Annotated in this window: 16 protein-coding genes; 11 read left to right on the top strand and 5 right to left on the bottom strand. The window is 39.7% G+C overall.

Annotation, left to right across the window (positions count from 1 at the left end):
- The first annotated feature begins 16 nt into the window (after window positions 1-16).
- The 7 genes from accB (at window position 17) to E4F24_RS04695 (ending at window position 6238) form a co-directional block, all read left to right on the top strand.
- Window positions 17-502, top strand: a complete 486-nt coding sequence (gene accB, locus E4F24_RS04725) for an acetyl-CoA carboxylase biotin carboxyl carrier protein (protein WP_140937514.1) — start codon at window positions 17-19, stop codon at window positions 500-502.
- Window positions 503-577: 75 nt separating this feature from the next.
- Window positions 578-1933, top strand: a complete 1356-nt coding sequence (gene accC, locus E4F24_RS04720; RefSeq protein ID WP_140937513.1) for an acetyl-CoA carboxylase biotin carboxylase subunit — start codon at window positions 578-580, stop codon at window positions 1931-1933.
- 81 nt (window positions 1934-2014) lie between these two features.
- Complete coding sequence (tatC, locus tag E4F24_RS04715) at window positions 2015-2884, top strand: twin-arginine translocase subunit TatC (RefSeq protein ID WP_140937512.1); 870 nt, start codon at window positions 2015-2017, stop codon at window positions 2882-2884.
- 13 nt (window positions 2885-2897) lie between these two features.
- Window positions 2898-3329 (top strand): ribose 5-phosphate isomerase B, encoded by a 432-nt coding sequence (gene rpiB / locus E4F24_RS04710; RefSeq protein WP_140937511.1) that lies wholly within the window; start codon window positions 2898-2900, stop codon window positions 3327-3329.
- Complete coding sequence (locus E4F24_RS04705; RefSeq protein ID WP_235891147.1) at window positions 3329-4918, top strand: M28 family peptidase; 1590 nt, start codon at window positions 3329-3331, stop codon at window positions 4916-4918. The genes rpiB and E4F24_RS04705 overlap by 1 nt, the downstream gene beginning before the upstream one ends.
- 125 nt (window positions 4919-5043) lie before the next feature.
- A complete protein-coding gene (locus E4F24_RS04700; RefSeq protein ID WP_140937510.1) occupies window positions 5044-5955 on the top strand; it encodes a DnaJ C-terminal domain-containing protein in 912 nt (303 codons plus the stop codon).
- Between the two features lie 4 nt (window positions 5956-5959).
- Window positions 5960-6238: a chaperone modulator CbpM gene (locus tag E4F24_RS04695; RefSeq protein ID WP_140937509.1), complete on the top strand. Its 279-nt coding sequence runs from the start codon at window positions 5960-5962 to the stop codon at window positions 6236-6238.
- Between the two features lie 177 nt (window positions 6239-6415).
- On the opposite strand, the gene arfB is transcribed toward E4F24_RS04695, so the two are convergent.
- A complete protein-coding gene (gene arfB, locus E4F24_RS04690) occupies window positions 6416-6820 on the bottom strand; it encodes an alternative ribosome rescue aminoacyl-tRNA hydrolase ArfB (protein ID WP_140937508.1) in 405 nt (134 codons plus the stop codon).
- A 403-nt stretch (window positions 6821-7223) separates the two neighbouring features.
- Between arfB and bshA the strand changes: the two genes are divergently transcribed.
- From bshA to E4F24_RS04670, 4 genes are all read left to right on the top strand, one after another.
- Window positions 7224-8366 (top strand): N-acetyl-alpha-D-glucosaminyl L-malate synthase BshA, encoded by a 1143-nt coding sequence (bshA, locus tag E4F24_RS04685; protein ID WP_140937507.1) that lies wholly within the window; start codon window positions 7224-7226, stop codon window positions 8364-8366.
- Window positions 8367-8438: 72 nt separating this feature from the next.
- A complete protein-coding gene (gene pyrH, locus E4F24_RS04680) occupies window positions 8439-9143 on the top strand; it encodes a UMP kinase (RefSeq protein WP_140937506.1) in 705 nt (234 codons plus the stop codon).
- 19 nt (window positions 9144-9162) lie between these two features.
- Window positions 9163-9726: a ribosome recycling factor gene (gene frr, locus E4F24_RS04675; RefSeq protein WP_136900902.1), complete on the top strand. Its 564-nt coding sequence runs from the start codon at window positions 9163-9165 to the stop codon at window positions 9724-9726.
- 144 nt (window positions 9727-9870) lie between these two features.
- Window positions 9871-10854 carry a sugar phosphate isomerase/epimerase family protein gene (locus E4F24_RS04670; protein ID WP_140937505.1) on the top strand — a complete coding sequence of 328 codons (984 nt, stop codon included), beginning with the start codon at window positions 9871-9873 and terminating at the stop codon, window positions 10852-10854.
- Between the two features lie 30 nt (window positions 10855-10884).
- On the opposite strand, the gene purE is transcribed toward E4F24_RS04670, so the two are convergent.
- The 4 genes from purE to E4F24_RS04650 are packed head-to-tail and all read right to left on the bottom strand — an operon-like array spanning window position 10885 to window position 13638.
- Complete coding sequence (gene purE / locus E4F24_RS04665) at window positions 10885-11388, bottom strand: 5-(carboxyamino)imidazole ribonucleotide mutase (RefSeq protein ID WP_140937504.1); 504 nt, start codon at window positions 11386-11388, stop codon at window positions 10885-10887.
- Window position 11389: 1 nt separating this feature from the next.
- On the bottom strand, window positions 11390-12532 hold the full coding sequence (locus tag E4F24_RS04660; protein WP_140937503.1) for a 5-(carboxyamino)imidazole ribonucleotide synthase: 1143 nt from the start codon (window positions 12530-12532) through the stop codon (window positions 11390-11392).
- A gap of 11 nt (window positions 12533-12543) precedes the next feature.
- Window positions 12544-13044, bottom strand: coding sequence for an NADH-quinone oxidoreductase subunit B (locus E4F24_RS04655; protein WP_140937502.1), 501 nt, complete (start codon window positions 13042-13044; stop codon window positions 12544-12546).
- A gap of 3 nt (window positions 13045-13047) precedes the next feature.
- Complete coding sequence (locus E4F24_RS04650) at window positions 13048-13638, bottom strand: NADH-quinone oxidoreductase subunit A (protein WP_140937501.1); 591 nt, start codon at window positions 13636-13638, stop codon at window positions 13048-13050.
- Window positions 13639-13659: the final 21 nt, after the last annotated feature.

Below are 13659 nucleotides of genomic sequence, written 5' to 3'. Positions count from 1 at the left end.
ATCAAACCCTTCCAATATGAGTATGGATATCAAACAAATTCAAGACCTGATCAAATTTGTATCAAAATCAGGTGTGAATGAAGTATCAATTGAAGAAAAGGATTTCAAGATAACAATAAAAACCAATCAAGAGCCTACGTATGTAACGGCTTCAATTCCGACCGCAGCTCCCGTTGTAGCGGCACCGCCCGTAGCAGCAGCACCAACGGCTGTTAGTGCTCCAGCTCCAACAGCGGCAACAGCCGTTAATGAAGAAGCAAACTTTATTACCATAAAGTCTCCAATGATTGGTACATTTTATCGTTCACCAGGACCAGATAAAGGAGTTTTTGTGAACGTAGGTGACGAAATTTCGCCGGGTAAAGTGTTGTGCATTGTAGAAGCAATGAAGTTATTTAACGAAATTGAATCTGAAGTTTCTGGAAAAATCGTCAAGATTTTAATCAACGATGCAGAACCTGTTGAATACGATCAACCTTTATTTTTAGTTGATCCAAGATAATATTAGTTGCATTTATTATCAACTAAATTTAGTTACACGAAGTAATTCGTCAATAGGTTACCTCATTTATTCCTTATGTTTAAAAAAATATTAATAGCTAATAGAGGAGAAATTGCCCTACGTATCATCCGCACCTGCCGCGAGATGGGTATCAAAAGTGTAGCGGTATATTCCACTGCCGATAGAGACAGTCTTCATGTTCGCTTCGCGGATGAAGCCGTATGTATCGGCCCTCCAGCGAGTAAAGATTCTTATCTAAATATCCCCAATATTATTGCAGCTGCAGAATTAACAAATGCAGATGCAATCCATCCAGGCTACGGATTTTTATCTGAAAATGCTAAATTTTCTGCTATCTGTGCCGAATATGGCATTAAGTTCATTGGTGCTACCGCTGAACAGATTGAAAGAATGGGTGATAAATCTTCTGCAAAGGAGACCATGAAGTTAGCAGGAGTACCTACCATCCCAGGATCGGAAGGGTTAGTTCCTGACGTAAAGACTGGTATTATTACTGCAAATGAAATCGGATACCCCGTAATTCTAAAAGCTACTGCCGGAGGTGGTGGACGTGGCATGCGTATCGTATGGAAAGATGAAGAATTTGAACCCGCTTGGGATTCGGCTCGTCAAGAAGCAGGAGCAGCATTTGGAAACGATGGAATTTACCTCGAAAAATTCGTTGAAGATCCACGTCACATTGAAATACAGGTAATTGGAGATCAATATGGCAAAGTGTGTCATCTATCTGAAAGAGATTGTTCTATCCAACGTCGCCATCAAAAGCTTGTTGAAGAAGCCCCTTCCCCTTTCATCACGCCAGATTTACGTGCACGTATGGGAGAGGCTGCTATAAAAGGAGCACAAGCCGTAAATTACGAAGGCGCCGGTACTATCGAATTTTTGGTAGATAAGCACCGTAACTTCTACTTTATGGAAATGAATACACGTATTCAAGTAGAGCATCCCGTTACAGAAGAAGTCATCAACTTCGATTTAATCAAAGAACAGATTAAAGTCGCTGCTGGTATTCCTATTTCAGGAAAAAGCTATGAGCCTACCATGCATGCGATTGAGTGCCGTATCAATGCCGAAGATCCATTTAACAATTTCCGCCCTTCTCCGGGTAAAATTACAAATTTCCACTCGCCTGGCGGACATGGTGTACGTATAGATACCCACGTATATGCAGGATATACTATCCCCTCGAATTACGATTCTATGATTGCGAAACTGATCTGTGTTGCACAAACACGTGAAGAGGCGATCAATACGATGGAACGTGCACTCAGCGAGTTTGTTATTGAAGGCGTAAAGACCACTATTCCTTTGCACCTGAGACTTATGCGCGATCCAAACTTTAGAGCGGGTAATTTCACAACAAAATTCATGGAAACGTTCGATTTGACAGCTTATCCCGACGAAGATTAAGCGTAAAAATTTTGTTTTCCCATTAAAAAATACCATTCTTATGTCAAAGAATGGTATTTTTGTTATCCATAGAATGTAAACATGTCAAGTAGTAAAAAATTAATAGACGCAATAAAAGATAAAGGAAAAAACATCGAAGCAGAGATGTCCTTTTTTGAACATATAGAGGTACTTCGTTGGCACATTATCCGATCCGTGGTCGCTATCACCGTTTTTGCAATTCTAGCGTTCACATTTTACGATTTTGTCTTCAACGACATCATTATGGGGCCCAAGAATCTTGACTTTTGGACATACAGAATGATGTGCAAATTAGGAGCTCTACTAAACTTAGACGGCTTTTGTGTAGAACACATTCCTTTTAATATTATTAATACCGAGCTCGCAGGTCAATTTATGCTACAAATCAATTCCTGTTTATTAATGGCCGTGGCTTTGGGGTTTCCCTATCTACTATTTGAAGTTTGGCTTTTTGTGAAACCAGCCCTTACCGACATCGAAAGAAGATCAGCCAGCGGATTCGTTTTCTACGCAACGTTATTGTTTGTTATAGGAGCGTTATTCGGTTATTATATCGTAGTGCCTCTTTCGGTCAACTTTCTAGCTAATATTTCCTTAAGTACAGAAATAACCAACCAAATTACAATCGATTCGTATCTATCAACTATCGCCACATTGACCTTGGGGTGTGGGGTGGTATTTTTGTTGCCGATTTTGATTTTTATCCTATCCAAATTAGGATTGATGACACCGCAATTTATGCGTGCGAGCAGACGTTATGCTATTGTCATTATCTTAGTAATAGCAGCTATCATTACGCCTACCGCAGATGTGATCACGCTATTAACAGTAAGTGCGCCGATGTTCATTCTATATGAAATAAGTATCATGGTTTCAGCGAATGTACTCCGAAAAAAGGAATTGAAAGAAAAAGAATTTTATAACAATTAACACAATAAATATCATGAAAATAGCCATTGGAAGCGATCATGCAGGATTTGATTACAAAGCACCCCTTGTTGATGTATTGAAAGAATTAGGACATGATGTAGAAGATTTTGGTCCCGCAACGGCAGATTCTGTGGATTATCCAGATTTTGCACATCCCGTATCATCCAGCGTAGAAGATGGGAAAAGTCAATTTGGCATTCTGATCTGTGGCAGTGCGAATGGTGTAGCTATCACAGCCAATAAGCATCAAGGCGTACGTGCAGCTATAGCTTGGCAAAAAGAAATTTCCGTTTTGGCCCGCTTGCATAATGATGCTAATATCATTTGTATTCCAGCTCGTTTTATTGATCTTGATTTAGCAAAAGAAATTGTAAAAGCTTTCCTTACGACAGATTTTGAAGGTGGAAGACATGCCAATCGGGTGAATAAAATTTCTTGTTCTTGATGTCAAAAGATATGAAAAGACTGTTTTCTCTTTTATTCATCATTCCTGCACTGTACAGTTGTAGTATCGCACAAAATACACAGCAAAAATATGCGGATCTAATTACGGCAGAAAGCTCCAGAAAGCACTTGACTACCTTGAGTTCTGTTGAATTTGAAGGCCGTGGTACGGGACAGGAAGGAGGAAGAAAAGCCGCTGAATATATCGCGAATGAATTCAAATCCTATGAGCTTGCAGCTCCCGTCAATGGTTCGTTTTATCAACCTGTAGCCTTACAACAAATCGCTTATCAGGTCGAAAATTTCAGCATTGACGGCGAAACCTGGATAAACGGAAAAGATTTCTATGTACAGGCAGATCATGATATTCAAGATTTCTCCGCAAACGAAATCATTTTTGTCGGTTATGGTATCCAGCATGCAAATTACAACGAGCTTAGCGGAATAGATGTAAAAGGAAAAATAGTCTTGCTCATTAACGAAAGCGAACCAACCGACGAAACGGGCAAATCCCTTATCACCAAGGAAAATAATAAATCAGAATGGTCTTCAAGCCGTTTTAAAAGAATTCAGGAATTAACAAAACTACAACCGGCAGCCATATTTTCTACAAGTTCTCAAGTAGCAGAAATGCTAGCGGAAATGAAAGGTCGATTAACTGGCGGACGTGTTATGCTAGACGATGGAAGTAATACAAACAGAAATATCACACAAGCTGTTCCCGTTATAAACATTTCAGTAGCTACAGCAGATAAATTGCTGGCAAAAGCAAATACTTCTGTCAAAAAATTCAAAGAAGAAGCTAACAGATCCTTCAACCCTTCCGCGGTACGGATTAACACCTCTTTCTTGGCTACTATGGGTGTGAAGGTCGAAAAATTAAGTGATCCCAACGTTTTGGGATTATTAGAAGGTTCAGATCTAAAAGACGAAATTATCGTTATTTCGGGGCATTACGATCACGACGGAATTCTTCCTGATGGTACAATTTTTCCGGGAGCCGATGACAATGGGTCAGGAACAGTGGGTGTACTGGAGTTGGCAAGAGCTTTCTCCCAAGCTAAAAAAGAAGGTAACGGACCAAGGAGGAGTATCTTATTCATCGGACTTGCGGCAGAAGAAAAAGGACTTTTGGGATCGAAATACTATACAGAAAATCCTATATTGCCACTAGCCAATACAGTAGCTTGCCTCAACTTGGATATGATTGGTCGTATCGATGACAAGCACCTAGCCGGAAATCACAACTATATCCATGCAATAGGCACTGATAAACTAAGCTCGGAATTGAAACAGATCACCGAAGCCTCGAATAAAGAATACACACAGATGGAGATTGATTTCACTTATGATGATCCAAAAGATCCCATGCGCTTGTACTACCGATCAGATCATTACAACTTTGCACAAAAAGGAATCCCTTCCGCTTTTTTCTTTTCAGGATTACATCCGGATTATCATACACCAAATGACACCGTGGATAAAATTGATTTCCCGATGATGGTAAAACGAGAGAAACTGGTATTCCATATCACCTGGGAAATTGCCAACCGCTCACAACGATTAGCGGTCGATAGCAACAAAGAATAAATTAAAAGTTGATTCTTACTTCGTAAACGCCTCTGCTTGTCTGCAGAGGCGTTTATACGTTTCCGGCTACAATCAAACAAAAAGTAATCTGTATTGTTTTTCAAACATTAGTCTACACATAAACTATGGCATTCTTAGATTATTATAAGGTACTCGGCTTAGACAAATCGGCTTCACAGGATGATATCAAAAAGGCTTATCGAAAGCTGGCTCGTAAATACCATCCCGATCTGAATCCAAATGATGATGATGCCAAGAAAAAATTTCAGGAAATAAACGAGGCAAACGAAGTACTTACGGATCTAGAGAAGCGGAAGAAATATGACCAATATGGTGAACATTGGAAACATGGAGAAGAATACCAAAAAGCCCAGCAGCAGTATTCGCATCAGGGACGGGGTGGTACGAAGAATCCGTTCGCAGGATTCGACTTTGACTATAGTGGCAATTACGATACTGGAGAATATTCTGATTTCTTTGAACAGATGTTTGGTTCCCGTTTTGGGGGTGGACGCAAAAGTGCTTTCCGTGGACAGGATCTGAATGCCGAAGTAAACCTCACGTTGAAAGAGGCCTCGGTTACACATCAGCGTACCTTCACCGTAAACGGAAAAAACATCCGTATCACTATTCCGGCAGGTGTCCAAAATGGACAGAAAATACGTCTAAAAGGTCAGGGAACTGCCGGAGTTAATGGTGGTCCCAAAGGAGATCTTTACATCACATTTACCATTGCCGCAGATCCAAGATTCCAACGTAAAGGAGATGATCTATACACTAAGCTGGAACTCGATTTATATACCGCCTTATTGGGTGGTAATGCCCTAGTAAATTCGCTACATGGGCAGATCAATGTGAAAATAAAACCTGAAACACAAAATGGAACCAAAATCCGGCTCAAAGAGAAAGGCTTCCCCCTGTATAAACAGGAGGGGAAATTTGGCGATTTATATGCAGAGATAAATATCAAAAACCCGAAGAACCTCAGTGAGGAGGAGAAAAATCTATTCCGGCAATTGAGCGATTTAAGAACATAACATCATGGAAAGAACACTGGTTAAAATAATAGATGTCTGTCGATCCTGTAGGATAGAAAGCACGTTTGTCCGGGATCTGCATGAAAATGGCCTGATAGAACTTGTTTCTGTAGAAGAAGAAGAATTTATATATGAAGAACAACTTACTCAACTGGAACAGTATTCCACGTGGCACTACGATCTGGAATTAAATTTACAGGGGATCGACGTTGTCCAACATTTGTTAAATCGTATTGCGCAACTTCAATTGGAGCTTAGTCGTATGAAAAATCATATCACATAACCCCTCTGGCTCTCCTACAGCTATCTCAGAACTCCAGATAAGCTTTCCCTAAAGTGTAGTATAGGTTTACGATTCGTTATACCTAACGGTGAGTATAAGCTCACCTAAAAAAGCTTCCCTATTGAAATTTTGACCGGATTTACCCCCCTATTTCAATATAGTATCTCAGTAAATCCTTTACTCCAATCTCCACTTTCTATCTTTCTTCTTAGTTGCCTGCTTTTTTTTACGGTCCAGACGTTCTAACACTTTTGCCTTGGATATCTTGGTCGGTATACGTTTTTTCACCGGTCTGAGTGCATTATTAATCAAATACATCAATTTCTCTACGGCGAGTTCTTTATTTTCCAACTGGCTTCTAGTCTCGGACGAATCTACAATTAGCATACCCAATGCATTTATCCGGTGGACCAATCGTTGTTTAATAGTGTTTTTTTCGACATCAGAAAGTAATTGAGATTCCTCCACATGCCATATCGCAGTAACTTTAGACTCGACTTTATTCACGTTCTGCCCACCCGGCCCACTCGATCGGGAAGTCTTGAAAGTTAATTCTGTAACCACCTCATCCTTATATATCATAATGCAAAATTATGAAAACTATTTAGTCTTGGCATGTTTCAGTACCGAAAAAACAGCCACCTTCTCGAATCAAATCGGCAGACTAAATAGCTCACTTTATCCTCCGATGCGGACGATTGCTTCGGATATCGCCAACAATCTGATCAATACAATTTGGATATAAGATATATCCAAGAGTCAATGGTATATGCCGTGGTAAACTCTAAAATTTTGCACAATTATGGCAATTTATTTGGTATACTGTTGCATAAATAATCCTTTATTTGTAGCAAATTTATAATCTATAAGAAACAAGTCTTTAGTTTATAAACTAAAAAATATGTATTTGAATGAAATGAGATGTAAATGGAATGACACACAGGCTATTTACATCTAGTTTTCATCAACCATTAAAAATAAATAGATGAGAATAGGCATAGTTTGCTATCCAACTTTTGGTGGTAGTGGTGTAGTCGCTACCGAATTAGGCAAAGCACTGGCATCCAACGGACATCAGATACACTTTATCACGTATAGCCAACCGGCACGGTTGGATTTCTTTTCCGAAAACTTATATTACCACGAAGTAGCCGTTTCCCAATACCCGTTGTTCGACTTCCCTCCCTATGAATCCGCTTTAGCAAGCAAACTGGTGGATGTGGTGCGTTTTGAAAAATTAGACATCTTACATGTCCATTACGCCATTCCTCACGCTTCCGCGGCCTATCTGGCGAAACAAATTTTAAAAACATACGGCATTGATATCCCCGTTGTAACGACCTTACACGGAACAGATATTACCCTTGTAGGTAGAGACAAAAGCTTTAAGCCCGTAGTTACCTTCTCTATCAATGAGTCTGATGGCGTCACAACTGTTTCGGAAAGCCTTAGAGAAGAGACATTATCCTTTTTTGACATCACAAGACCTATTCAGGTCATACCCAACTTCATTGATCTTAACCGCTTTTACAACAAAAAACGGGAGCATTTTAAAAAAGCTATTGCCCCGGATGATGAACGTATATTAGTACATACGTCCAATTTTCGACAGGTTAAAAATACCGATGACGTGATACGCATATTCCATCTGGTCAATCAAAAAATACCCAGCAAATTACTTATGGTGGGAGATGGTCCTGAACGGAGCAATGCAGAAGAACTATCCAGACAATTGGGTATTGCCAACAGTGTGCGTTTTTTAGGAAAACAAGACGCTATCGAAGAGATCCTATCCGTTTCAGATCTGTTCTTGATTCCATCCGGTTCCGAAAGCTTCGGCCTTGCTGCGCTAGAAGCGATGGCTTGCAGTGTTCCTGTCATCTCATCTAATGCCGGGGGACTGCCCGAACTGAATGTGCAGGGTGTAACCGGATTTTTGAGCGATGTTCGCAATGTAGATGAAATGGCTAAAAACGCTATATACATCCTTGAAGACTGTGGACGATTAGCGGAATTTAAGGCTGCAGCATTCAAGCGTGCTAAAGATTTTGAGATCAGCAAGATCCTTCCTGATTATGAAAACTATTATCGACAGACCATTGAAAGCGTAAAAAACAGGAACAAATAACGCCCTGCTATCTTATCGGATAAAAAAAAATCATATCTTTGGCTTTTGGAAAGATTCCAAAAAAGAATATACATGAAATATAAACGTATCCTACTTAAACTCAGCGGTGAAGCTCTTATGGGGGAGCAAAGCTATGGCATTGACATCAACAGAGTCGCACAATACGCTCGCGATATTAAAGAAATTCACGATCAGGGACTGGAGATAGCCATCGTTATTGGCGGAGGTAATATCTATCGCGGTTTAAGCGCAGAAAAATCCGGCATGGATCGTGTACAAGCAGACTACATGGGAATGCTTGCAACGGTTATCAATAGCATGGCGCTTCAGGATGCTTTAGAAAAAGTAGGATTAAAGACGCGCTTGTTAACGGCGATCAAAATGGAACAAATTTGTGAACCATTCATCCGTAGAAGAGCAGTTAGACATTTAGAAAAAGGTAGAGTGGTGATATTCGGTGCCGGCACAGGTAACCCTTATTTCACAACAGATACCGCAGCCTCTCTACGTGCCATTGAGATTAATGCCGATGCTGTATTGAAAGGAACACGTGTAGACGGCATCTATACTGCAGATCCGGAGAAAGATCCGAATGCCAAACGCTTTGATACCATCTCATTTACCGAAGTGTATGAAAAAGGGCTTAATGTAATGGATATGACTGCATTTACTTTATGCCAGGAAAACAATCTTCCTATTATTGTATTTGACATGAATAAACCGGGCAATTTGAAAAAATTAGCTTCTGGTGAACACATTGGAACTATAGTTAGCTAACGAATAAATACTCAAAGATATGAACGAACTGATATCACTAGAATTGGACGACTGCAAAGAAAGCATGCTTAAAGCAGTAACCCATACCGAATCAGAACTTACAAAAATCCGCGCAGGAAAAGCTACACCTTCTATGCTGGACGGTATTAGTGTAGACTATTACGGTTCACCCACACCTCTTTCTCAAGTTGCAAATATTAACACGACCGATGCTCGCACATTAGTGATTCAACCTTGGGAAAAGACGATCATGGGTGCGATCGAAAAAGCCATCATTGATTCTAACATTGGTCTAAATCCGCAAAACGATGGTTCTGTAATACGTTTGGTCGTACCTCCGTTGACGGAAGAGAGAAGACGTGACCTCGTAAAAAAAGCAAAAGAAGAAGCTGAAAAAGGTAGGGTAGCTGTACGTAACATCCGTAAAGATGCCAACGAATCCATCAAAAAACTAAAAAATGATGGTGCTTCAGAAGATGAGATTAAAGTAGGAGAAGGTGAAGTTCAAAAATTGACCGATGTCTACATTGCAAAAGTAGATCAACTAGCTGAATTAAAAGAAAAAGATATCATGACGGTTTAAGTCGATGCTTTTATAACAATAAAAAAAGGATTCTTTCGGGAATCCTTTTTTTGTGGCATTTTTTTTATAAATTTAGTCTTTGTAACCTGCCTTCCTCTTATCTACTGTGGGAAGGCACTGCTGCTGCAACCAGATTATATACATATGGACAAATCAAGAAGAGATTTTATAAAAAAAACAGGGATAGGACTGACTTCAGCTTTTTTAGGTACACAGCTGTTGTCTGCCTGTACTAATAACAGCAACACTGGAGACTCTCCCTTCCACGATATAGGATTACAATTGTTTACACTTCGAGATCTTATCAACGAAGATCCCAAACTTGTATTAGAAACTGTTGCAAGGATAGGATACAAACATGTCGAAACTTACGGTGTAGATACTGCAGAAAATTGCTTTTGGGGGCTACCTATTGCCGATCTAAAAAATATTTTGAAAGATAACAATCTCAAATCTCATAGTGGACATTACGATTTATCAAGATACCTTGATAAAAAACACAGCGACAAAGAGAGCATTGAAAGATATATTGAGATCGCACACGAGTTAGGACAAAAGTATATCATTGCCCCGGTAACGCCGATGGATGACCTAAATAATCTATCGGTATCCGACTATCAATATGCAGCCGAGCAATTAAATAAAGCTGGTGAGATGTCCAAAAAGGCTGGTATCAAAATGGGATATCACAACCATTTTTGGGAATTCAGAAATTTTGCCAATGGCACAAAAGGTTTAGATATCTTGATTGCTTTTACAGAACCTGAACTAGTAGACTTTGAACTGGATATCTTTTGGATTGAAAAAGCTGGCATCAGTGCGCAAAGCTATTTCGAGAAATATCCGGGACGTTTCTCCCTATGGCATGTGAAAGATATGGATAAAAATTACACAACGAATATTGTTGGCGACGCATTCGACAAACTACCGTTTGATAGCCTGATGCAATCGAATGTACGCTATACCGAAGTGGGAACAGGAACGATAGACTATCCTAATATTGTACAGAGTGCAAACCAATCAGGATTACAATTTGCCTTTGTAGAACAAGATGATATTTATATCCCCAATAAATTTGAAAGTATAAAGAAGAGCTACGAATACGTACAAAAATTCTTAACAAAATAGAAAAGGAGCTTTTAGAAGCTCCTTTTCTATTTAAAATTTCATTTTTTCGACCTCAGATGCCGTCTTTTCGACAGTCTCCTTTAAGTCTTTTTTGAAAGCCAATATATTTTTAGCGATAGAATCATCATTTGTTCCAATAATCTGAGCCGCTAGAATTCCTGCATTCTTTGCAGCGTTAAGTGCTACCGTTGCAACAGGGATACCGTTTGGCATCTGTAGTATCGACAAGACAGAATCCCAACCGTCTATGGAATTAGAAGATTTGACAGGTACGCCAATTACAGGTAAATGGGTGATTGATGCCACCATACCGGGTAAATGCGCCGCTCCTCCCGCTCCTGCAATGATCACTTTTAAACCTCTGTCCGCAGCTTGTTCAGCATAGTCAAACATCCGCTGTGGTGTACGGTGTGCCGAAACAATTGTCACTTCAAAACCTACTCCAAGCTGTTTTAATACATTTACAGCATCCTGCATAATAGGAAGATCAGACTTGCTTCCCATGATAATTCCTACTTGTATATTTGCGCTCATCTTATGCGATTACTTTTAATATTTCCTGAATCTTGCGTGCATTTACTATAGCCGTTTCACGGTCATCACTCACAATACAAACGTGTCCCATTTTACGAAATGGCTTGGTGTATTTTTTACCATACAGGTGTACATATACGCCATCCATCGCCAATACTTCTTCTACACCTTCATACACAGCTAAGCCTTCATAATTATCTTCGCCAAGTAAATTGATCATGACAGCATTAGTGCGTGCTGCAGTATTACCTAACGGTAAATTGAAAATAGCCCGAAGATGTTGACCAAACTGAGAGGTAAAATTCCCTTCTATAGTTTGATGCCCTGAATTATGGGGCCGTGGAGCCAATTCATTCACCAATATTTCTCCTGTTTTTGTCAAGAACATCTCAACAGCTAACAAACCTACAATCTGCAAGTCGTTGGCTATTTTCTTTGCAATATCTTCGGCCTGCTGTTGAATTTCGAAGCTATAAGTCGATGGAGAAATCAAAAATTCAACCAGATTGGCCTGTGGATTAAATTCCATTTCGACCATTGGAAATGTACTGATATCTCCTCTATCGTTACGGGCTACAATCACCGCAATCTCTTTCTCAAAATCTACGATTTCTTCAATAATAGAAGGTTCTTCGAAAGCATTATCAAGATCATCTACGGATAGTATTTTCTTTACACCTTTTCCATCATATCCGTCTTTTCTTAATTTTTGAATATAAGGAAATTGAAGTTGGGCATTTGCTAGCGCCTCTTTATTGGAAATCAACTGAAAGGGCGAAGTAGGAATATTATTTTGCTTGAAAAACTGTTTCTGCATCCCTTTATCCTGAATCAGGCGAATAACACGAGATTGCGGATAAACGAGAACCCCCTCCTCTTCCAATTTTTCCAATGCATCTACATTGACTTTTTCAATCTCGATAGTGATCATATCCAATCCCTTTCCGAATTTGTAAACGGTTTGGTAATCGCTCAATGACCCGCATTCAAATTGATTACATAATTTACGACATGGAGCATTCTTATCTGGATCCAGCACATGTACATTCACATTGTAATTAATAGCTTCCTGAATCAGCATACGCCCCAACTGCCCACCTCCAAGGATACCTAATTGCAACTCTCCGTAAAAATCTTTTGCCATACTATTTTATCTTAAACCTTTTCTTCGAAATACTTTTCCTGAAGAATATGTTCTGTTTCTATTTTCTTTTGTAATTCTAAAAACGCACCGATCAATGCTTCCGGTCTAGGTGGACATCCTTGCACATAGATATCAACCGGTATAATCCGATCCACTCCCTTAACCACATGGTAACCATGCTGCCAATAAGGCCCTCCACAATTTGAACAAGAACCCATAGAAATTACGTAACGCGGCTCGGGCATCTGTTCGTACAATCGCTTTATACGTTCGGCCATTTTAAAGGTAACCGTTCCTGCTATGATCATGACATCAGCCTGCCTTGGTGAGGGGCGAGGAAACACTCCTAATCTATCCAAATCATAGGTAGCAGCCATTGCTCCCATCATTTCTATCGCACAACAAGCAATACCAAAACTCACAGGCCACATCGAGGAAAGCCGGGCCCAATTTAATAAGTCATCGAGCTTAGCAATGACAACACCATTATTCTGTTCTTGCTGTGCACCCATAGCTTACGTTTTTTTAAATCGTGGTTTAAATCCTACTGAAGTCTTCGGAGTGTCGGTAGTTTTCTGTTCTGATGTCGATTCTGTTACGACCCCTGCCACCCTATAGTCTTTAATCTGATATTCCCGGTTGTTCAGTGTATCATAGACTGAAAACGGGATTTTTACATCTATAGTCGGCTTTTGATGAATAGGCTTAATCCAGTTCAAATCGCCCCGGCGCCACACGTACACCAAACCAATGATTAAAATACCTAAGAAAATAGCCATTTCAATCAATGTAAACCAACCCCACCTTGAATCTGCTGCTATGAGATCACGATTTCCGAAGACCGTAGCCCAAGGAAATACAAATATCAATTCAACATCAAATAGTAAGAAGATAAGTGCTATAACGTAAAAACGCGGATTAAATTGAACCCATGAAGTCCCTACTGTTTCTTCACCACATTCGTAAGTGCTTTGCTTAATAGGATTAGGATGTTTAGGAGATATGAATTTTGCCAGCCCAATGGTTGCACACACCAATATGATTCCTATTATTCCCATGAGAAGAATAGAACCATATTCAGATAACTGCCCGGGATGATCGTCCATATCATGCAAAAATAACAAAAA

The organism is Sphingobacterium lumbrici, from assembly GCF_006476045.1.
GTDB lineage: Bacteria > Bacteroidota > Bacteroidia > Sphingobacteriales > Sphingobacteriaceae > Sphingobacterium > Sphingobacterium lumbrici.
This window is presented reverse-complemented; position numbering and strand designations above follow the sequence as displayed.

What these genes read in the sequence shown, in the direction of transcription:
- accB (WP_140937514.1), top strand. Translation starts at nt 17, where the DNA reads ATGAGTATGGATATCAAACAAATTCAAGACCTGATCAAATTTGTATCA.
- accC (WP_140937513.1), top strand. Translation starts at nt 578, where the DNA reads ATGTTTAAAAAAATATTAATAGCTAATAGAGGAGAAATTGCCCTACGT.
- tatC (WP_140937512.1), top strand. Translation starts at nt 2,015, where the DNA reads ATGTCAAGTAGTAAAAAATTAATAGACGCAATAAAAGATAAAGGAAAA.
- rpiB (WP_140937511.1), top strand. Translation starts at nt 2,898, where the DNA reads ATGAAAATAGCCATTGGAAGCGATCATGCAGGATTTGATTACAAAGCA.
- E4F24_RS04705 (WP_235891147.1), top strand. Translation starts at nt 3,329, where the DNA reads ATGTCAAAAGATATGAAAAGACTGTTTTCTCTTTTATTCATCATTCCT.
- E4F24_RS04700 (WP_140937510.1), top strand. Translation starts at nt 5,044, where the DNA reads ATGGCATTCTTAGATTATTATAAGGTACTCGGCTTAGACAAATCGGCT.
- E4F24_RS04695 (WP_140937509.1), top strand. Translation starts at nt 5,960, where the DNA reads ATGGAAAGAACACTGGTTAAAATAATAGATGTCTGTCGATCCTGTAGG.
- arfB (WP_140937508.1), bottom strand. Translation starts at nt 6,820, where the DNA reads ATGATATATAAGGATGAGGTGGTTACAGAATTAACTTTCAAGACTTCC.
- bshA (WP_140937507.1), top strand. Translation starts at nt 7,224, where the DNA reads ATGAGAATAGGCATAGTTTGCTATCCAACTTTTGGTGGTAGTGGTGTA.
- pyrH (WP_140937506.1), top strand. Translation starts at nt 8,439, where the DNA reads ATGAAATATAAACGTATCCTACTTAAACTCAGCGGTGAAGCTCTTATG.
- frr (WP_136900902.1), top strand. Translation starts at nt 9,163, where the DNA reads ATGAACGAACTGATATCACTAGAATTGGACGACTGCAAAGAAAGCATG.
- E4F24_RS04670 (WP_140937505.1), top strand. Translation starts at nt 9,871, where the DNA reads ATGGACAAATCAAGAAGAGATTTTATAAAAAAAACAGGGATAGGACTG.
- purE (WP_140937504.1), bottom strand. Translation starts at nt 11,388, where the DNA reads ATGAGCGCAAATATACAAGTAGGAATTATCATGGGAAGCAAGTCTGAT.
- E4F24_RS04660 (WP_140937503.1), bottom strand. Translation starts at nt 12,532, where the DNA reads ATGGCAAAAGATTTTTACGGAGAGTTGCAATTAGGTATCCTTGGAGGT.
- E4F24_RS04655 (WP_140937502.1), bottom strand. Translation starts at nt 13,044, where the DNA reads ATGGGTGCACAGCAAGAACAGAATAATGGTGTTGTCATTGCTAAGCTC.
- E4F24_RS04650 (WP_140937501.1), bottom strand. Translation starts at nt 13,638, where the DNA reads ATGGACGATCATCCCGGGCAGTTATCTGAATATGGTTCTATTCTTCTC.